This window comes from Nocardia acididurans (assembly GCF_016741815.1).
Classification (GTDB): Bacteria; Actinomycetota; Actinomycetes; order Mycobacteriales; family Mycobacteriaceae; genus Nocardia; species Nocardia acididurans.
Window position 1 is genome coordinate 346,988 of sequence record NZ_JAERRJ010000003.1, and the last position, 20,497, is coordinate 367,484.

Sequence of the window (20,497 nt, forward strand, 5' to 3'; positions counted from 1 at the left end):
CCGCCCACTCCCTGGGTGGACACGCGCCCACGCAGTCCGGGCGCTCGCCCCTATGGATCGGGCACGTGCCCACCCAACTCCCGCACCTGCCCGCGGAACCGGGCACTCGCCCGGCGTCAATGGGCGCTTGCCCACCCCTCCCGAGCCGCGGTGGCCGAGTGGCGCAGGGCGGTGCGCGCGGCACGGATCGCGGGGTGGTCGGCGGTGCCGCGGCGGTAGGCGATGCGGGTGCGGCGGCGGGTATCCAATGGTGTCAGCGCGACCGTGGCGGGAGGTGTGCGCGCCCCGAGTTCGGGGACGAGCGCGACACCCGCACCGGCGGCGACCAATTCGAGGACGGCCCCGAAATCGTCGGCGTGATGCCGGATGCGCGGGGTGAATCCGGCGGCCTGGCAGGCGCGCACGGTCATGGTGTGACAGAGCGTGCCGGGAGTGCCCGCGATCCAGGGATTCTCGTGCCGGGCGGACAGGGCCAAGGGTGTGGGGCGGGGGCCGGGTTCCGCGAACGCGGCCGGTTCGGCCAGATAGACGATCTCCTCGAGGAACGGCTCGGCGTCCAGGGCCGCGTCATCGTCGACGGGCACGTAGTCGTAGTCCTGAACCAGTGCGATATCCAGGGTTTCGGCGCGCAGCGCGCCGGGGGCGAGCACCGGATCCAGTTCGGTCACCATGAGTTCCAGGCCGGGATGCGCGGTGCTCAGATCGACCAGGGCCGGGGCCAGGATGGTGCGGATGGCGGTCGGGAAGGTGCCGATGCGCAGGGTTCCGGTGAGCTCGGCCCGTCCCCGGGCGAGGTCGGCGGTGGCCTGTTCCAGGATGGCGAGGATCGATTCCGTGTGCCCGACGAGCGTGTGCGCGGCGGGTGTGAGCGTCACGCGGCGGCCGCCGCGTTCCAGCAGCGGCACACCGGCTTCGCGTTCCAGGGCGGTCAGCTGCTGGGACACCGCGGACGGCGTGTAGTTGAGCGCCTCGGCGACCGCGGCGATGGTCTGCCGATGTGCCAGTTCGCGCAGCAGGCGCAGCTTCCGGATATCGAGCATCAGTTCAGCTTATGCTCGCTGCCAGAAATGCGAACTGGTGCTTATGCTTTCCGGCCGCGAAGCTCGTAGCCATGACACTCTCCGGACTCTTCGTCCCCCTGGTCACGCCCTTCACCGCACAGGACACCCTCGCCGAGGACGCCCTGCGGGAACTCGCCCACGATGTGCTGACCGCCGGCGCGACCGGTCTGGTCGCCCTGGGCACCACCGCCGAGGCGGCCATGCTCACCGAGTCGGAGCGCACCCGGATCATCGAGATCTGTGTGCGGGTGTGCCGGGAGCACAACGCGCCGTTGATCGTCGGGGCGGGCACCACCGCCACCGCCGCGTCGATCGACGCGGTGACCCGGCTGCGGGACGGCATCGCCGCCGCGCTCACGGTGGTGCCGTACTACATTCGCCCCACCGAGGCGGGCGTGCTCGAGCATTTCCGCCGGCTCGCCGCCGCGAGCCCGGTGCCGCTGGTGGTCTACAACATTCCGTACCGCACCGCGCGCCCGCTCGGTGCGGAAACCCTGCTGGCCCTGGCGGATACGCCGAACATCATCGGCGTCAAGCACGCGGTGGGCGCGATCGACGACACCACCGTCGAGCTGATGCACCGTGTCCCAGCCGATTTCGCGGTGCTCGCGGGCGACGACATCTTCGCGGCCCCGCTGCTCGCCCTGGGTGCGCCCGGAGCCGTTCTCGCCTCGGCGGTGGTGGCCCCCGCCGCCTTCGCGGCGCTCATCTCGACCTGGCGGGACGGCCCGATCACCAAGGCGCGCAGCCTGAGTCATCGCCTCGCCCCGGTGTCCGCCGCCCTGTTCGCGGAGCCGAATCCGACCGTCCTCAAAGCCGTTCTGGCGGCGCAGGGGCGCATCCCCTCCCCCGCCGTCCGGCTGCCGCTGCTGCCCGCGTCGGAACCCTCGACGGCCGCTGCCCTGGCCGCGCTCGACCGGCTCACCGCCGAATAACCACGGGCTGCGGGCCGCCGGACTCGTTAGGGTGCTGGGGCATGGAGACTCCCAGTCAACTTCTGCGGGATCGTCTGAGCCGGGCCTTCGCCCTCGTGGCCGGCGCCACCGTCGATCCGATCGTGCAACGCTCCCAGCACGCCGACTTCCAAGCGAACGGCACGCTGGCGCTGGCACGACGATCGGGAGCCAATCCACGGGAGATCGCGGCGCGCATTCTCGACGAGGCCGACCTGGGTGAGCTGGTGGCGCAGGCCACGGTGTCCGGGCCCGGGTTCATCAATCTGACGCTGGCCGACACGGTGATCGGCGCTATGGCGGGCGCGGCGCTGGCCGATGATCGGCTCGGCGTCCCGCGCGCCGCGCACCCCGCCACGGTGGTGGTCGACTACTCCGCCCCGAACGTGGCCAAGGAAATGCACGTGGGGCATCTGCGGTCCACGGTCATCGGGGATGCCGCGGTCCGGGTGCAGGAGTTCGCCGGACACCGGGTGATCAAGCGGAATCACCTGGGCGACTGGGGAACTCCCTTCGGCATGCTGATCGAGCACCTGCTCGATCTCGGCGAGGACGAAGCGGCGCACGAGCTGTCGGTTGGCGATCTGAACGGCTTCTACACCGCCGCCCGCCGCAAGTTCGACGCCGACGACGTGTTCAAGGAGCGCGCCCGGCAGCGGGTGGTGCTGCTGCAGGGCGGGGACGCGGCCACGCTGCGGCTGTGGCATCTGCTGGTCGGTGAGTCCAAGCGGTACTTCATGTCGGTGTACGAACTGCTCGGCGTGCGGTTGACCGAGGCCGATTTCGTCGGCGAATCCGCCTACAACGACGAGCTGGAATCGGTGCTCGAGGAGCTCGGCGAGCTCGGGCTGCTCCAGGTCAGCGATGGCGCGAAATGCGTCTTCCCCGAGGGGTTCACGGGCCGTGACGGGCAACCGCTGCCACTGATCGTGCGGAAGTCCGATGGCGGGTTCGGTTATGCGGCAACCGATCTGGCGGCCATCCGGAACCGCGTCCGCGATCTCGCCGCGACCCGGCTGCTGTACGTGGTCGGTGTGCCGCAGCGGCAGCATTTCGAGATGGTGTTCGCCACCGCGCGGGCGGCGGGCTGGCTCACCGCCGGGATGCGCGCCGAGCATATCGGCTTCGGGTCGGTGCTGGGCTCGGACGGCAAGGTGCTGCGCAGCCGGGCGGGTGGGGTGTTCAAACTCGCGGATCTGCTCGGCGAGGCCGTCGACCGCGCCGAAACCGTTGTCTCGGAGAAGAATCCGGAGCTCGCGGCGGTGATCCGCGCCGAGATCGCCGGGCAGGTGGGCATCGGCGCGGTGAAGTACGCCGACCTGTCCACCGACCGGGTGCGCGACTACGTCTTCGATTTCGATCGCATGCTGGCGCTGGACGGCAATACCGCGCCGTATCTGCAGTATGCGCACGCCCGTATCCAAAGCGTATTCCGGCGCGGGGACGCGGAGCCGGTCCGCGACGGCGCGCCGGTGCTGATCACCGTGCCCGCCGAACGCGCGCTGGCCCTGGAGCTGCTGGCCTTCCCGGATGTCTTCGCCGAGGTGGCCGAGACGCTGGAGTTCCATCGGCTGGCGCACTATCTGTTCGGTGTCGCAACGGCTTTCACCGGCTTCTACGAGAAGTGCCCGATCTTGAAGGCCGATACCGAAGCCCTGCGCGCGAGCCGTCTGGCACTCACCGATCTCGCCGGGCGGGTGCTGGCTACCGGTTCGGACCTGCTCGGCATCGCCGCGCCGGAGCGGATGTAGTACGGCCGGAGCTGGTGTGGCACGAATGGAGCGGCATACGAAATACGCCGCTCCCCTTCGGTTTTCGATCAGGATGCGCGCGCCGCGGGCACCGCCGCTTCCTCGAGCTGCCGCAGCAGTTCGTCGGTGGTGGCGACCGCGCCGCAGCGCCGTGCGGTGTAGTTCAGCGCCATGAGGTGTTCCTCGCGGCTGAAGTCGGCGGTGGCGTCCAGGGCCAGGAACGGACGGACGTCGCTCATGAAGGCCTCCGCGGCGCTGAGCATGCAGCCCATGTGCGCGTACACACCGGTGACCACGAGATGATCACGGTTGTAGTAGCCGAGCAGTTCGCGCAGGTCGGTACGCTGGAAGGCGGAGTAGCGCCATTTGGTGACCTGGATATCGCGCTCGTCCGGGCGCAGTTCGGCGATCACCTCGGTGTCGGGGCCGTGTTGCATGCCGGTGCCCCAGAAGTCGGCGAGGATGCCGCGCCGGGAGGGATGCTGATTACCGGGCTGCATGGTGTAGATCACCGGAATCCCCAACTCGTGGCAGCGATTTCGCAGTCGGGCGATATTGGCGACGAGGGTGCGTGCGGGCTCCTGCTCGGCGTCGTAGGCCGTGAGGAAGTACTGCTGCATATCGTGGATGAGCAGTGCGGTGCGGGACGGTTCGACGGTCCAGGGCACCTGGTTGCCGACCACCTCGTCGAGGGTCGGCATGTCGTAGGGCGCGATGGGCGGAATGGGCATGGCAGATCTCCGGTTCGTCGTATGCGTGGTGACGTCGGCCGCGGGCCGGAAGACGGTGTCGGGTGCGCCGATCAGGCGACCGTGACCGGGAGGGAAATACCGAGCGGGCGCAGGATGCGCTGGAATTTGGCGGTGGTCTCGGCCAGTTCGGCCGCGGGGTCGGATTCGGCGACGATGCCGCCGCCCGCGTGCGCGAGCAGGCTGTGGCCGTCGGCGGCGAGTTCGGCGCAGCGGATGCTGACCATCCATTCGCCGTTGCCCTCGGCATCGCACCAGCCGACCGCGCCCGCGTAGAAGCCGCGCTCACCCTCGAGGTCGGCGATGAGCTGGGCGGCGGTGGCGGTGGGGGTGCCGCAGATGGCGGGGGTGGGGTGCAGGGCGGCGGCCAGCTCCAGCGCGGAGGGACCGTCGGCGCGCACGGTGGCGGTGATCGGGGTGCCGAGGTGCCACATCTCCGGGGTGCTGGTGAGTTCCGGTGTGGGCGTGGTGACTTCGGTGCAGCGGTCGCGCAGTACCTCGGTCACCTGGTCGACCACGTAGCGGTGCTCGTGCTGGTCCTTGGCGGAGCCGAGCAGGGTTTCGGCGATCTTCCGGTCGGCCTGGTCGTCGCCGAGGTCGCGGCGGGCCGAACCCGCGAGCGGGTGGCTGAGCACCTCGTCGCCGTCGCGGCGGACCAGGATCTCCGGACTGGAGCCGATGAGGTGGCGACCGGCGAAACGTCCACCGGCGGTGGAGAGGTCGACGAGGAAGCCGTTGCCCATCGGGTCGGTGGACACCAGCCGGTCCAGAATCTCCACCGGCCGTGCGGCGTGCGCCGAGCGCGCGCGAATGGATCGCGCCAGCACCACCTTCCGGACCGGATGCTCCGGATCACGCAGCAGTGCAACGGCTTCACCGACCCGGCGCACATGCTCCTCGGGTTCCGGGAGCGCCGCGTCGAACTCGAACTCCGGCTGGGCCGGCGTGGCGGGCAGGTACCCGGTGTCCCTCACCGACACCGACTCCGGCGACCAGAGCGCGACGGGTGCGCCCGGGACGAACGGCAGCGCGCCGACCACGTGGGTCACCTCGCCGCGTCGCAGTGTGGTCGCCGCCTCCTGGGCGGATTCGAATACGCGCCCGACCCCGCGCGCGATCACGGTCCGATAGGGCCGGGCCAGAATAAAGGCGGGGTCCGAGCTTTCAGCAGACATGGCAGAAATGGGGATCATCCTCTCGAATCACATATCCAGGGTCGCGCCGCCATCCACCCGCAGGTCATGCATGGTGATGTGGCGAGCGTCGTCGGAAACCAGAAAGCGGATCGCCGCGGCGATATCGGCGGGTTCGGCAATGCGCCGCAACGGAATTCCGAGGCGGTAGGCCCCGGGATCACCGTCGAGCAGCGCCGCGTGCGCGGCGGGGTCGAGCGGCCGAGGGCGAACGGCCTCGTCGAGCGCGCTGGAGCCCGCGACGCCGCCCGTGTCGGCGGCGGGTTGCAGGCCGCGCAGCATGGCGGTGTTGGTCGAGCCCGGTGAGACCAGGTTGACGCGGACGCCGAAGGGGGCGACCTGGAGGGCGAGCGCGCGGGTGAAGGCGGTGGCCGCGGCCTTGGAGGCGCAGTAGGCGGCCATGCCCACCCGCGGGGTGGCGGCGGCGTTGGAGGACACGACCACGATCGCGCCGCGACCGGCGGCGGTCATATCGCGGGCGGCGCGCTGGGTGACGTGCATGGTGCCGGTGGCGTTCACCGCGAAGCTGCGGTCCCAGGACTCGGGGGTGATGTCCAGGGCGGTTCCGGCATCCATGACCCCTGCGGCGTGCACCAACACGTCGGCGGGGCCGTGTGCGGCGGTGAGCCGGTCGAAGGCCGCCTCGACCGATTTGCGGTCCGCCACATCGACTTCGGCGGCGATCACGGCGACCGCCTGCGGCAGTGCCGCTTCGGCGATCCCTGCCGCCGCTTGCGGCTGCTCCGGTTCCACGATCCCCACAACCGCCTGGCGCTGCTCCGGTTCGGCGATCCCGGATGCGGCGGCGTACCGCACGGCACCGGTTGTCGCGGCGTACTCCGTTGCGCGCCGGGCGATTTCGGCGGCGACCTCGTGCACGCGGGGGTCGCGGTCCCAGAGCGCCAGGGTGCGGGCTCCGGCGGCGAGTTCGGCGGCGACGGCGGCGCCGATGCCCGCTGCCGCGCCGGTGACCACCACCACGCGCCCATCCGATTCGATCATGCGCATAAGGTTAGCCTAACCTGATAAGAATGTGGGGCGCTCCGTCTTCCCCGTGATTCGCGAGCGCCGTCCGATCCCCTGAAATGAGGTGTCCCACAATGCCATCCACCGTGCTCCCCGGCTTCACCCCGTGGCCCGAGGCCGCGGCGCAGCGCTACCGCGAGCTCGGATGCTGGACCGGTGAGACGTTCGGCGATGTGCTCACCGCACGCGCCGCCGCGACCCCCGAGGCCATCGCCGTCGTCGACGACAACCATCGCTGGACCTACGCCGAACTCGATCGTCGTTCCCGCTCGCTGGCCACCGGCCTGGCCCGGCTGGGCATCGCCCGCCGCGACCGGGTGCTGGTTCAGCTGCCCAATCGCGCCGAATTCGTGGAGACCGTGTTCGCGCTGTTCCGCCTCGGCGCGCTGCCGGTGTTCTGCCTGCCCGCGCACCGCCAGGCCGAACTGGTGCCGATCGCCACCGCGAGTGCGGCCACGGCCATCGTCACCAGCGGCGTGCATCAGCGGTTCGACTACGCGGCGCTGGCGGATTCGATTCGCGTGCAGGTGGATTCGCTGCATCACATCCTCGTGGTCACCGATGACGCCGACGCGGCGCTGCCGCAGGGTGCGCGCGATATCGCCGAATTCCGGGACGAGCCGGGCGAACTGCCCGCACTCGACGCGAGTGACGTTGCGTTCCTTCAGCTCTCGGGCGGCAGCACCGGTGTTCCCAAACTCATTCCCCGCACGCACGACGACTACCTGTTCAGCGTGCGGCGCAGCGCCGAGGTCTGCGAACTCGGCCCGGACACCGTGTACCTGGCGACCCTGCCCATCGCACACAACTTTCCGATGAGCTCGCCGGGCATTCTGGGTGCGCTGTGGGCGGGCGGCACCGTCGCCATGACCCCGGACCCGACCCCCGCCACCGCCTTCGCGGCCATCGAGAAGTTCGGGGTGACCATCACCGGACTGGTGCCGCCGCTGGCACGACTGTGGGTGGAACGCGCAGAGAAGGGCGGCACCCCTGATCTTTCCAGCCTGCGCGTGGTGCAGGTGGGCGGCGCGCGCTGCCAGGAGGAGCTGGCGCGGCGCGTCGGCCCGGCGCTCGGCGTGACCCTCCAGCAGGTGTTCGGCATGGCCGAGGGCCTGGTCTGCTATACCCGCCTGGACGATCCGATCGACGTGGTGATCGCCACTCAGGGCCGCCCCATGTCCGAGTACGACGAGGTCAAGGCCGTGGACGACGACGGCAATGAGGTTCCGCCGGGCACCGACGGCAACCTGATCACGCAGGGCCCCTATACGATTCGCGGCTACTACGACAACGCCGAGGCCGATGCCCGCAGCTTCACCGCCGACGGCTGGTACCGCACCGGCGATATCGTGCGCATCCGCCCGGACGGGAATCTGGTGGTACAGGGCCGCGCCGGGGACTGGGTGAACCGCGGCGGCGAGAAGGTCTCCGCCGAGGAGCTCGAGGCGCATCTGCTCGAACATCCCGGCATCCGCGACGCCATCATCATCGGCACCCCGGATCCGGTACTGGGGCAGCGCATCTCGGCCTTCGTGCAGCCCGTCGACCCCGAGAACAAGCCGACCCTGACCACCGTCCGAGCCTTCGTGCGCGGTCGCGGTGTGGCGGCCTGGAAGATGCCGGATGCCGTGGTCGTCGTGGACGACTTCCCGGAAACCGGCGTGGGCAAGACCAGCCGCAAGGAATTGCGGCAGCTGCTCGCGGAGCGCGCGGCGGTGAGCTGACGCCCGGGGCCTCGACCCTGTCCATGCTCCCGCCCCGTCATTCCGGCGCGGGTGGGGCATGCCGGGATGACGGGGTGAGTCATCCCGGCAGACCGAGGGGGTCATTCCGCGAGGGCTTCGATCCAGGCGCTCAGCACGGGATCGGCTGCCAGCGTGGGGAAGTCGATGTGCTCGTAGCCCGCCGAGCGCCACTTCTCCACCAGCGACATGATGCGCACGGAATCCATTCCGGCGTCGAGGAGGTTGGTGTCGTCGGTCAGTTCGGCCGGACTCACGCCGAGCGCGGTTGCCACATCGTTGATCACGCGCTCACGGTCGGCGGGCGCGGTGGTCTGCTCGGTCATGGTTGTCACTCGTCTCGGTCGTAGTCGGCGATGCCGCGTTTCCAGTACCCGGCGATCAGTCGGTCCTTCGGGCCCACCTGCAGATCGGTGCTCACCCATTTGCGCAGCGGCTTCAGCACGCCCGCCTCACCGGCCAGCCAGACGTAGAGTCGTTGTCCGGCAGGCACATCCAGGCCACGCAGGGTCTTCTCGAAGGTGTCGCCGGTGCCGGGCGCGGCGTCGCCGCGATGCACCCAGTGCACCTCGAATCCGGCGGGTGCGCCGAGCGGGATCTCCTCCTCCGGACCGCGCACCTCGATGACCGCCCAGCCCGCGGATTCGCGCGGCAGCCATTCCAGCCAGCGTGCGATGGCGGGCAGCGCGGTGATGTCACCGGCGAGCAGGTACCGGTCGTAGGTCCGGGGCACCACTTCGCCCCCGGGCGGACCGGCGATGTGAATCCTGGTGCCCGGCTGCACGTTCACCGCCCAGTCCGAGGCGAGACCGCCGGGGTGGACGACGAAGTCGATATCGAGTTCCCGGTCCTCGGCGCTGAACCGGCGGACGGTGTACTCCCGCGAAACCGGCCGCGGCGCACCCCATTCCAGCGAGAGCCCGTCCTTGCGGGGCAGCCGCAGTTCACCGTTCTCGTCCGGGAAGATGAGGCGCACATGCTCATCGGGCACATAGCTGTGGAACCCGGCCAGATCCGCGCCGCCGAAGGTGATGCGCAGCAGTCCCGCGCCCACCTGTTCGGTGCGGATCACCTCCACATCACACAATCCGATCGGATATCCGACCTTGGCTCCGTGTGCACCCGACAACACCTCCGCGATGTTGTCGGCATAGGCGGCACGATCCATCAGAGCTTCTCCTTTCCCAACAGGGGCGCGGCGGCCAGGGCCGTCAACGCGCCGAGTACCAGTACCGACAGCCCGTAGACCACGAGAGCGGTTCCGGGCGTGAAGAATTGGCCGACCACACCGGCCACCATGGAACCGACCGCGGTCCCGGCGACCGACTGCACCATGAGCAGTCCGGAGATCCGGCCGCGCATGTCCTCGGGTGCGGCGTGCTGCAGAATCGTGTAGCGCAGCACCACGTTCAGCGCCCGCGCCAGACCGAATCCGGCCAGGCCGAGGAAGGCCACCGCGGCGTGCGGCGCGAGTCCGGCCGCGATGACGCCGATCGGCATGAGCACCATCGAGATCAGCAGGGCGAGGCCGGGACGGTTGCTGCGGCCGATCCAGCCGCTGGTGAGCGACCCGATCACCGCGCCCGCGCCGGGTGCGGCGTACAGCAGTCCGAGCGTCGTTTCGCCCGCGCCGAGTTCGCCTTCGGCGAGGGCGGGCAGCAGGACCAGTGGACCGCTCACCATCATGGCGATGCCGCCGGTCAGCAGGGCCATGCGAATCACCTTGTGCCGGGCCGCGAATGCGATGCCGGTGGCCAATTCGCGCAGCGGATGCGCGATCTCGCGGGCGGGCGGCGGCTGCGGTCCGATGGAGCGGATCAGCCCCACGGTGGCGGCGGTCGCGGCGGCGCACAGGAAGAACGGCAGTGCCACACCGGTTTTCGCGATCAGGAGTCCGGCGATGGCCGGAGTGACCATGGTGCCCAGGTCGGTGGTGAGCGAGGTCAGCGCACCGGCGGCGGCCACCTTGTCCCGGCCCACGAGCATGGGGATGAGCGCCATCAGCGCCGAACCGCTGACCCCGCCCGCCAGTCCGTCGACCACGCCCGCGGCGTAGATGACGGCCAGCGACGGCTGCTCCAGCAGGGCGTTGGCACCGAGCGCGAGGAATCCGAAACCGGCCGCGCTGCGCGACCATTGGATGACATCGCGCCGGTCGTACCGGTCCGCGATCACCCCGCCCGCCAGGGATCCGGCGAACAGGGCGATCGCGGTGACCGTGGTGACGCCGGCGACGTGCAGGGACGAGCCGGTGGCCTGATAGACCTGGACGGGCAGGGCCACCATGAGCAGTCCGATACCCAGCACCGAGATCAGCCGGGCCGCAAAGGCATTGCGGAACGCCCGGCTGTCACGCAGGGGTGAGGTATCGATCAGCAGGCCGCCGACGGCTGTCACTTGAAGCGCTCCGCCAGCAGGTCGAGGGTGGCCATGGCGCTGCGGTAGTCCGGACGCAGGCTGGTGGCCGGCAGTTCATAGACCTGACCCTTGGTGAAGGCGGGCAGCTTGGCCAGCAGCGGGTCCTCCTTGAGCTGCGCGATGCTGCGGCCGCCGTCGACGGTGATGACGAAGACCAGCGGCGCGTCGACGACGGTGTTCAGCAGTTCGGGGCTGAAGGTCACCCAGTCACCGGCCGCGGGGCGTGTCGGGTTGCCCGCCTTCGCCTCGACCTTGTCGTCCATGGTGAATCCGGCGTCGGACAGCAGCGAGGCCAGTGGGGTGTTGGGGGCGATCAGGGTGGGCTGACCGTCCTTGCGGGACTGCATGACCGCGGCGAGACCCGCCGGTGCTTCGAGGCCGGCCTTCACCTTCGCGACCTTGTCCTTGTAGGCGGTGACCAGCGCGTCGACCTTCTCGGAGCGGTTGACGATATCGGCCACCGACTTCAGCAGGTCCTGCCAGTTGATGGCGTTGGACGCCACCAGCGCGGTCGGCGCGATGGCGGTCAGCTTGTCGTAGTTGTTGATCGACTGCTGTCCCGGGTAGCCGGGGCCGCCGCCGATGATCAGATCCGGCTGCTGGGCGGCGATGAACTCGAGGTTCATGTCGTCACCGGAGGGCACCACCTCGGTGCCCTGCTCCTTGGCTTCGGCGGCCCAGGCGGCGGGGAACTCACCCGGCTTCAGCGAGACGCCGAGCAGGCGCGGATCCGCGGCCTTCACCTTCGCGCCCAGGTCGAACAGGTATCCGGCGAGCGCGCCGTTGACGACCACGATGCGCTGCGGGTCGGCGGGCACGGTGACCGGGCCCTTCGCGGTTTCCACCGTGCGCGTACCGGAATCGGCCGCCTGGTCGGAGTTGGAGCTGCCGCAGCCCGCGGCCGTCGCGGCGACCGCGACGATCAGGAGTGCGACGGCGGCACGCATGCGTGCCGTCATTCGGTTGACTGACATGGAGGGTGTTCTTTCTTTCTTCTAGGGGGGAGGTTCAGGTGCGGATCGCGGGATCCACATCGAGGAGCGCGGCGACCTCGAGCCAGCCGGTCGGCATCGCGATGTCGTTGTGCGTGTAGGGAAGTCGGCGCACCACCAGTTGGGCGCCGGCGGCCTGCCAGCCGGTCAGCTGGGCGTGCACGCGCTCGGGTTCGAGGCCGTTGTCGGCGCAGTAGAGCGCCATCGGGCCGCTGTAGTGCGGGGATTCGGATTCGGTGACCATGCGCAGCAGCTCGGTGGCGGCATTGCGCACGACGACCGCCAATTCCGGTGCGTACTCGGCGATTTCGGGGAGCAGCGCGTCCATGCGGGAGGGGTCGGCGAGGGTCGCGGCGGCCCGGTCGGTGAGGTTCGACAGCGGATGCGAGTCGAGCAGGCCCACATAGCCGATCCGCTCGCCCTCGGCCTCCAGGATGGCCGCCATGGCGTGCGCGAGATTGCCGCCCAGCGAATAGCCGAGGAAATGGTAGGGGCCCTGCGGCTGGATGCGGCGCACGGCGGCCAGGTAGTACCGCGCCAGATCGTCGAGGGTGCGGGTGTCGACCTCCAGGTTGGTCAGCTGCGGCATCTGCAGGCCGATGATCGGCCGCTCCGCGCGCAACAGCCGGGCCAGCGGCGCGTATTTCCATGCGGTGCCGCCGATCTGGTGAATGCAGAACAGCGGCGGCACCGAGCCCTCGGCGCGCAGTTCCAGCACCGGATCCAGGCGGCGGCCCAGACTGGCGAGGCCGTCGACGGGGCGGGCGGATTCGGGATCGAGCGCGCCGATCCGCGCCGCGAGCGCACGCGGCGTGGGTGCGGCGAACACATCGTCGAGCACGACCGGCAACTGGGCCCGGCTGAGCCGGCCGACCAGCCGCACCGCGAGCAGCGAGTGCCCGCCTTCGGCGAAGAAGTCGTCGTCCGAACCGATTTCGTCGACCGACAGCACCGCCGCCATGGCTGAGCGGATGAGCGCGAGCGCTTCGTCGTCCGGCGCGCTGTCGGCCACGACTCCCGCGGAGCGGTCTGCGGCGGTGCGCGGGGCAACTGCGGGCGATGCGATCTCCGGTGCGGGCAGTTCCCGGCGGGCGATCTTCTCGGTCGCGGTGCGCGGAATCTGGTCCAGCACCACGAACGCGGCCGGAATCATATACGCGGGCAAGGCATTACGCAGCTGATCACGGACCGCGCCGGTATCGAGCGCCACCCCGGATCTGGCGATGAGGTAGGCGACCAGGCGCTGATCACCGGGCGTGTCCTCGCGCATCAGCACCACCGCCTGCGCCACCCCGGCGCACGACAGCAGGGCCGATTCGGTGTCGCCGAGTTCGATGCGCTGACCGCGCAGTTTCACCTGGCTGTCGGTGCGGCCGACATACTCGAGCTCGCCCAGCGCGTTCCGTTTCACCAGATCGCCTGTGCGGTACATCCTTTCGCCGCTCCCGTACGGGTCGGCCACGAATGCTCCGGCGGTGAGATCGGGGCGCGCGAGGTAGCCGCGCGCCAACCGGACGCCAGTCATGTAGAGCTCGCCGATGGTCCCCTCGGCGACCGGCCGCAGCTGATCGTCGAGAATGCGGACCTGATCGGCGGGCGCGCCGACCGGGACCGACACGGTGTCGGCGTCGACGGTCCGATGCATGGCGAAGCCGATCGCGGCCTCGGTGGGACCGTAGAAGTTGTAGACGGCCGTCCTGGTCAGCTCCCGCATGCGCCGCGCTGTCGCGGGCGGCAGCACCTCGCCGCCGGTGAGCACCACGCGCAGATCCGCGCACCCGGACAGATCGGCCTCCTCGGCGAGCACGGTGAGCATGGAGGTGGTCATCCACATCGCGGTCACCCGCTCGGTGCTCATGAGCCGTGCCTGATAGTAGGGATCACGATGTCCGCCCGGCCGGGTCAGCACGATCCGCGCGCCGACATGCAGCGGCAGGAACATCTCCATGAGCGAGGCGTCGAAGATCGGCGGGGTGCGGTACAGCATGGTGTCCCCCGGCCCGAAGCCGACCTCGCGCTGCAACCACTCGAAGGTGGAGATGATCGCGGCATGCGAGAGGCTCACCCCCTTGGGCACGCCCGTGGAGCCGGAGGTGAACAGCAGGCAGGCGGTATGGGCCGGACGCAGCGGCGCGACCCGATCCGCGTCGGTGACCACGTCCCCCGCGAACCCGCTGACGTCGACCTCCTCGAGGTCGCGCAGAACCATTGCGGGAGCGGCGGTCCCGAGGATCTGCTCGACACGCTGAACAGGCTGTTCCGGATCCACCGGCAGGTACACGCCGCCCGCCCGGCAGATCGCGTGCGCCGCCACGACCGAGTCGACGGTGCGCGGCATCGCCACGGCCACCACGGTCTCGGGACCGACACCCTGCGAGATGAGATGGCGGGCAAGGCGATTCACCCGGGCATCGAACTCGCCGAAGTCGACGGTGACGCCCTCGGCCGTAACGGCCGGCGTCGCCGGATCAACAGCGACACCCCACTCCGCCAGCGTGCTGCCGGTCGGCTGCGGCCGGGCAGCCACGGCCCGCACCCCCGCACCGAGGGGCTCGAGAAGCGCCGCCGGGCGAATGTCCGCCTCGGTGGCGAGCGCGGTCAGGATCATGGTGATCCGGTCGGAGATTCGCGCGAGGGTGGTGTCCGCGACGGCGGCGCGGTCGTACCAGATCACCAGTTCCAGGTGGTCGCCCGGCGGGGCGATCAGGGTGACGGGGTAGTGCGTGCTGCCGTGATTGTGGAACTCGCCCCGGCGGAGCTCGTGCGACTCCGGCTGTCCCGCACCGGAGTTCGGGAAGTTCTCGAAGGCGACGAGGGTGTCGAAGAGCGTTCCGACGCCGGCGATGCGCTCGATCTCCGCCAGCCCGGCGTAGTCGAATTCCTGCATGGCGAACTGGTTTTCCTGCAGTTCGGCCAGCTGATCGAGCAGCGCGCGCTGCGGATCGAAGGCGCAGCGCACCGGCACGGTGTTGGCGAACAGGCCGACAATGCCTGCCACACCGGGCAATTCGGCGGGACGACCGGAAACGGTAGCGCCGAAGACGACGTCGGTGCGGCCGGTGAGCGCGGCGAGCACCAGCGCCCAGGTGCCCTGTACCAGGGTATTCAGCGTCAGGCCGCGGCGGCGGCCGAGCTCGGTCAGCACCGGCGTGAGGGATTCCGCCAGCGGCACCTGCCACCGGCGCACCTCACGCTCGGAGACTGTGCCGGCGCCCACCAGCGTCGGCGTGGTGAATCCGGCCAGCCGCCGCGACCAGGCCGCGCGGACCGCCGCCCGGTCGCGGGTGGCGATCCAGGCCAGATAGTCGCTGTAGCGGGCGGGCGAGGGCAGTTCGTCACCGTGGTAGACCGACAGCACCTCGCGCAGCACGATCGGCGTGGACCAGCCGTCGATCACCAGGTGATGAGTGTTGAGCACCAGGCGATGCGACGCGTCCGGCATCCGGATCAGGGTGGCGCGCAGCATCGGCGAACGATCCACCGCGAACCGGTGCCGGGTCGCCTCGGCTTCGATCCGGTCGGCCGCCGCCACCGCGACCCGCTCCGGCAGCGCGGACAGATCGACTGTGCGCCAGGGCATTCCGACGGTGCGCGGGACAGCCTGCACCGGCTGTTCCAGACCCTCGTAGTGGAAGGCCGCGGCCATGGTGGGGTGGCGGCCCACCACGGTGTCGAAGGCCGCCGACAGGCGGGCCGGGTCCAGCGGACCGTGCAGGTCGACCCGCGCGCTCAGCGTGTAGGCATCGGCCGCGCCGTCCCGAATCGCGTGGAACAGCAACCCTTCCTGTAGCGGCGACAGCGGCAGCAGTTCGGCCAGCGGACCGTGCGCGGACTCCAGCGCGTCGATATCGGCCTGCGTGACGGCGAGGCCGGGGCTGTCCGAGGGCGTCAGCCCACCGGGGTACAGCAGCGCGTGCGCGGCGAACGCCTCCAGCGCGTGCGCGAAGTGCCGCTGCAGATCAGCGACCTGCTCCGCACCCAGGATCCGGCTCGCCGCGGTCCACTCCACGGCGAGCCTCGGCGCACCCGGCTCCCCGGCGGCGGGCTCGTGCACGAAGACATTGAGCGAAAGTACTTCGGTGAGCGCCTTTTCCGGCGACTCGATCACCGCGAAGGCGTCCTGCTCGGGCAGGCTCCAGCCGATCGCCGAGCCGCCGCCGAAGCGGCCCAGGTAGTTGAGCAGCACCTCGGGCGCACGCCGCCGGGCCAGCGCGGGCGCGGTCTCCGGGTCCAGGTGCCGCAGCACCCCGTATCCGACGCCGTTGCCGGGCACGGCCCGCTTGGCCTCCTTGACCGCGCGCAGCAGCACCCCGGCCGCCGCGCCACCGGCCAGCGCCTCGGCGAGTCCGGCCGCGTCGTCGACCCCGCTCGCAGGCGTCCACACCGGGAACTCGCTGGTGAACCAGCCCACCGTCCCGGCGAAATCCGTATCCGCACGCAGCGGTTCGCGACCGTGCCCCTCCACGGCGACCGGTCGCCCCGCTTCGAGGGCCTCGCCGCGCGCACTCCGCCAGGCATTGAGCGCCAGCATCAGCGCGGCCAGCAACACGTCGTCGGTCTTGGCCCGATACGCGGCGGGCAGCGTGGTCAGCAGCGCCTCGGAGATGGCCGGATCCGCGAAAGTCCTTGTCCGATGCGCACTGTCGACAAGGTCCACACCGTGGTCGAGCGCTCGCTCCCCCAGCGTCGCGACGCCGCCGCCACCGAGAGCCCGCTCCCAGTGCGGCAGCTCGGAACGATGGTCTCCCGCGGTGCCGGACTCGGCGAGCAGCGTCGCATGCCGACGCCACGAACTGCCCTTCGCGGGCAGCCGCGCCGCCCGCCCCTCGCGCGCCGCCATACACGCCTCGTACAGTTCGGGCACCAGAACGCGCCACGAAACCCCGTCCACCACCATGTGATTGGCCACCAGCACCAGCCGATCGGCCACCCCCGCCGCAGTCCGCACCAGCGCGGCGCGAATCTCGACCCCCGCACCGGGATCCAGCTCCCCGGCCAGCGCATCCGCCACCGAGTCCAGGTCGAGCAATGTTGTCTCGGATACGAGATCGACTGCGCGTACCGTGCCGACACCGGCGATGACCAGGCGGGGGCCGGTGGCGGACTCCTCGAGTACCAGGCGCAGCGCGTCGTGGCGGTCGAGAAGTGTCTGCAGGCCGGTGGTCAGGTGGTCGAGGGTGAGGTCCTCGTGCAGGGTCAGCGCCGTCCACTGGGCGTATCCGGTGATGGCCGTGCGGTTTCGGTTGGCTTCGAGCAGGGCCGCCACCAGGGGCGGGATCGGGACTTCGCCGGTCGCCTCGTCGGGGGTCGCGGTGCGCGTCTCGGCTGCCACCGGGCGGGCCGCGGCGGCGATGGTGGCCAGATCGCGTTGGGCGAGCAGGTTTTTCGGTTGCAGTTCCAGGCCCAGGGCGCGCAGGCGGCTGCTCACGCCGATGGCGGTGATGGAATCGCCGCCCAGGCCGAAGAAGTCGTCGGTGGCGTTGACCTGTGGGACGCCGAGAACCTCGGCGACCACGCCGCAGAGGGCGCGTTCGGAGTCGGTGCGGGGCGGGCGGCCGGTGGAGGTGAACCGGGGCGCGGGCAGCGCCGCGCGGTCGAGTTTGCCGTTCACCGTGGTGGGCAGGGCCGCGAGGATCACCAGGGCCGAGGGCACCAGGTGGTCGGGGACGCGGGTGGCGAGGAGCTGGCGCAGCTGGTCGGCCTCGAGGGTGCGGCCGGTTTCGGGAACCAGGTACCCGACCAGGCGCGTGCTGTCACCGGATGTGCGAATGGTGGCGGCCGCGGCCGCGACCCCGGGGAGCGCGCCGAGCGCGGCCTCGACCTCGCCGAGTTCCACGCGGTAGCCGCGCACCTTGATCTGTTGGTCGGCGCGGCCCAGATAGTCGTAGCCGCGGCCGGGCAGCCAGCGGGCGCGGTCGCCGGTGCGGTACATGCGCTCGCCCGCCGTGAACGGGTCGGCGACGAACCGGTCGGCCGTGATCGCGACGCGGCCCAGGTAACCGCGCGCCAATTGCGGTCCGGCCAAATACAATTCGCCGATCTCGCCGTCCGGGACGGGTTGCAGCGCGCCGTCGAGCAGGTAGGCGCGGGTGCCGGCGAGCGGTCCGCCCACATGCGGGTGCGCACCGGTCACCGGTGCGCTCAGCGCGTCCACGGTGGCCTCGGTCGGCCCGTACATATTGCGGGCGGCCACCTTCGAGGCGACGATGGCCGACCACAGCGCGGGCGGGGTCGCCTCGCCGCCGAGCAGCAGCAGTCCGGGCCGGTGCGCCGCCCCGAGCAAGCCGTTGTCGATCAGCGCGCTCGCCATGGACGGCGTGGTGTCCACGACATCGATGCGATCGGCCGCGAACGCGGCCACCTGCGCGGCGGCGTCCTTCTGAATCTCGGTGTCGTACAGGTGGATCCGGTGCCCGCACCACAGCCACAGCAGCTGATCCAGCGCGGCGTCGAAGGCGAACGAGTAGGTGTGCGCGACGTGCAGCTGCCGTCCGCCCGCCCGTCCGGCGGCCTCGGCGTACACGGTCGACCGGTGATGGTGCAGCAGCTGCGCCAGCGCGCCGCTGGAAATCTGCACGCCCTTGGGCTTTCCGGTGGAGCCCGACGTGTACACGAGGTAGGCGAGATGCGCGGCCGAACGCGGCGCGCCCAGCTCGGCCTCGGTCAGCGGACCGTCACCGAACCCGGCGACCGCGGCCTGAACACCGCTGTCGCTCAATCGGATCAGCGCACCGGGAGCGGGGGCGTCGCGCCACTCCGCGACAACGGTGTCCGCGACCGTGTCGTCGGTGAGGATCAGGGCCGGGCGCGCGTCGTCGACGATGTCGGCGAGACGCTGGGCGGGGTGGCCGATGTCGAGCATCAGGAAGGCCGCGCCCGCGTGCCGCACGGCGAGCAGCGCGATCACCAGCTGCACGCCGCGCGGGAGGGCGATGCCCACGATGTCCTCGGGACCGATGCCGCGTCCACGCAGGTAGCGCGCCAGCCGATGCACCCGTGCGCCGAGCTCGCCGGCGGTGAGCCGGTCGTCGCCGCCGACGAGCACGGTGTCGCCGGGGCGCGCGGAGATCATCCGGTCGAAGACCTCGACCACGTCCTCGGGCTGTCCCGGCAGTTCCGGCGCGGCGCGTTCGACGGCGATCCGTTCGCCGATCTCGCCCGGGTACAGGCTGATCGCGCCGATGGGCCGGTCGGCCGCGTCGACGAGTTCGGTGATCAGCGTGACGAGGGCCGCCATGCGACGGCGCACCGTGGCGGCGTCGAGGGACCGGGCATCGACCTCGAAGCCGAGCTGGATGCGGTCCTGCGCCAGCGGGGTGACGGTGAGGCCCAAGTCCTCCGGCGGCCCACCGGCCACATTGCGCAGAATGCCTGTCGCACCGTCGAAGTCGAGGGCGAAGTCGAATGCCTTGAGGTTGATGCCGATACCGTGCAGCAGGGCTCCGGTCTGGGTGCCGCCGAATTCGCGGGCCAGGTCCTCACCGCGGAAGCGCTGGTGGGCGCGCACTTCGCGCAGCGCGTCGGCCACCCGCTTGCCGAGCTCGCCGAGCCGGTCCTGACTCGACACCGGGACGCGCAGCGGCAGCACGTTGACGGCCATGGACGGCGTGGTGAGCGCGGTCTTGCCGACCCGCGCCATCACCGGCAGCGCGATGACCACGTCGGTCTCGCCGAGCAGCCGGTGCACGAATCCCACGTATCCGGCGACGAGGACATCGGCCCAGGTGATCCCGGCCGTCGTGGCCGCCGCCTTGATCCGCGCCACCATCTCGGCGTCGAGCACGGCCCGCGCCTCGTGGGTCTGTTCCACCACGCCCTCGGGTGCGCGGCCGCGGCCGTCCAGCGGCGGCAGCGGGGTGAGCCGGTCGCGCCAGTAGTCGCGGTCGTGCTGATGTGCCTGCCCGGCACGGTATTCCAGGTCCTCGGCGACGAGGGTCTCGATCGAGCCCCAGCGCAGGCGCGGCACCGCGGTGCCGCGACGCAGTGCGGTGTAGTGGGCGGCGACCCGGCGCGACACCATGGCCGCGCTGTATCCGTCGATGATCAGGTGGTGGTAGAGCTGGATGCACCACACGTGGTCGTCGGCCAGCCGCAGCAGCGTGTAGGTGTAGAGCTGCCGGTCGACCATGGCCCGGCAGTAGGTGGCCGAGCGCGTGCGTTCGGCGGCGACCAGCCGGTGCGCGGCGGCGACCGGATCGGCTTCCCCGCGCAGGTCCACCAGGGGCCGCAGTTCGGGTTCATGCTCGGTGACGCGCTGGCGGGGGCCGTCGGCGGTGTCGGCGAATCGCAGCCGCATGGTGTCGGTTTCGGCGATGGTGCGGCGAATCGCGGTGTCCAGCAACGCCACATCGATCGCTTCGGGTCCGGAGACCTCGAGCACCTCGCCGACCATGTAGCTGAGCGAGTCGGGATCGAGACGCTGGGCGTTCCAGATGCCCAGTTGTGCTCCGGTGAGCGGCAATTCGGGAACTTCGGCGCTGATGTCGTCCCGTTCCACCGATCCCACCGCAACTCCTTCACCATGAACGTTTCCGACCCCTCCCTCGGTCCACCCGGGCTCGATGAGAGTCCAGCAAGGGAGGGGCGGAGAGTAGGTTAGCCTAACTTTAATT

Annotated in this window: 12 protein-coding genes; 3 read left to right on the forward strand and 9 right to left on the reverse strand. The window is 70.6% G+C overall.

What is annotated here, in order from left to right:
- Nucleotides 1-116: 116 nt before the first annotated feature.
- Nucleotides 117-1,040 carry a LysR family transcriptional regulator gene (locus tag JK358_RS09640; RefSeq protein ID WP_201945748.1) on the reverse strand — a complete coding sequence of 308 codons (924 nt, stop codon included), beginning with the start codon at nt 1,038-1,040 and terminating at the stop codon, nt 117-119.
- A gap of 71 nt (nt 1,041-1,111) precedes the next feature.
- Here JK358_RS09640 and dapA point away from each other — a divergent pair, with 71 nt between their 5' ends.
- Both dapA and argS read left to right on the forward strand, forming a co-directional pair.
- A complete protein-coding gene (gene dapA, locus JK358_RS09645; protein WP_201945751.1) occupies nt 1,112-1,996 on the forward strand; it encodes a 4-hydroxy-tetrahydrodipicolinate synthase in 885 nt (294 codons plus the stop codon).
- A 41-nt stretch (nt 1,997-2,037) separates the two neighbouring features.
- Complete coding sequence (gene argS / locus JK358_RS09650; protein WP_201945754.1) at nt 2,038-3,765, forward strand: arginine--tRNA ligase; 1,728 nt, start codon at nt 2,038-2,040, stop codon at nt 3,763-3,765.
- Between the two features lie 68 nt (nt 3,766-3,833).
- On the opposite strand, the gene JK358_RS09655 is transcribed toward argS, so the two are convergent.
- The 3 genes from JK358_RS09655 to JK358_RS09665 form a co-directional block, all read right to left on the reverse strand.
- The gene (locus tag JK358_RS09655) at nt 3,834-4,496 is read right to left on the reverse strand and encodes an isochorismatase family protein (protein WP_201945763.1); all 663 of its coding nucleotides are present in this window, start codon (nt 4,494-4,496) and stop codon (nt 3,834-3,836) included.
- A 71-nt stretch (nt 4,497-4,567) separates the two neighbouring features.
- Nucleotides 4,568-5,689 (reverse strand): isochorismate synthase, encoded by a 1,122-nt coding sequence (locus JK358_RS09660; RefSeq protein WP_232851025.1) that lies wholly within the window; start codon nt 5,687-5,689, stop codon nt 4,568-4,570.
- A gap of 27 nt (nt 5,690-5,716) precedes the next feature.
- Nucleotides 5,717-6,709 carry an SDR family oxidoreductase gene (locus JK358_RS09665; protein WP_201945768.1) on the reverse strand — a complete coding sequence of 331 codons (993 nt, stop codon included), beginning with the start codon at nt 6,707-6,709 and terminating at the stop codon, nt 5,717-5,719.
- A 98-nt stretch (nt 6,710-6,807) separates the two neighbouring features.
- Here JK358_RS09665 and JK358_RS09670 point away from each other — a divergent pair, with 98 nt between their 5' ends.
- A complete protein-coding gene (locus JK358_RS09670) occupies nt 6,808-8,457 on the forward strand; it encodes a (2,3-dihydroxybenzoyl)adenylate synthase (RefSeq protein ID WP_201945770.1) in 1,650 nt (549 codons plus the stop codon).
- Nucleotides 8,458-8,558: 101 nt separating this feature from the next.
- On the opposite strand, the gene JK358_RS09675 is transcribed toward JK358_RS09670, so the two are convergent.
- The 5 genes from JK358_RS09675 to JK358_RS09695 are packed head-to-tail and all read right to left on the reverse strand — an operon-like array spanning nt 8,559 to nt 20,391.
- Nucleotides 8,559-8,801 (reverse strand): phosphopantetheine-binding protein, encoded by a 243-nt coding sequence (locus JK358_RS09675; protein WP_201945772.1) that lies wholly within the window; start codon nt 8,799-8,801, stop codon nt 8,559-8,561.
- A 5-nt stretch (nt 8,802-8,806) separates the two neighbouring features.
- The gene (locus tag JK358_RS09680; protein WP_201945775.1) at nt 8,807-9,643 is read right to left on the reverse strand and encodes a siderophore-interacting protein; all 837 of its coding nucleotides are present in this window, start codon (nt 9,641-9,643) and stop codon (nt 8,807-8,809) included.
- Nucleotides 9,643-10,872: an enterobactin transporter EntS gene (gene entS / locus JK358_RS09685; RefSeq protein WP_201945782.1), complete on the reverse strand. Its 1,230-nt coding sequence runs from the start codon at nt 10,870-10,872 to the stop codon at nt 9,643-9,645. Before entS ends, JK358_RS09680 begins: the two co-directional genes overlap by 1 nt.
- Nucleotides 10,869-11,867: an ABC transporter substrate-binding protein gene (locus JK358_RS09690; protein WP_201945785.1), complete on the reverse strand. Its 999-nt coding sequence runs from the start codon at nt 11,865-11,867 to the stop codon at nt 10,869-10,871. The genes entS and JK358_RS09690 overlap by 4 nt, the downstream gene beginning before the upstream one ends.
- A gap of 34 nt (nt 11,868-11,901) precedes the next feature.
- Nucleotides 11,902-20,391 carry a non-ribosomal peptide synthetase gene (locus JK358_RS09695; RefSeq protein WP_201945794.1) on the reverse strand — a complete coding sequence of 2,830 codons (8,490 nt, stop codon included), beginning with the start codon at nt 20,389-20,391 and terminating at the stop codon, nt 11,902-11,904.
- Between the last annotated feature and the right edge of the window lie 106 nt (nt 20,392-20,497).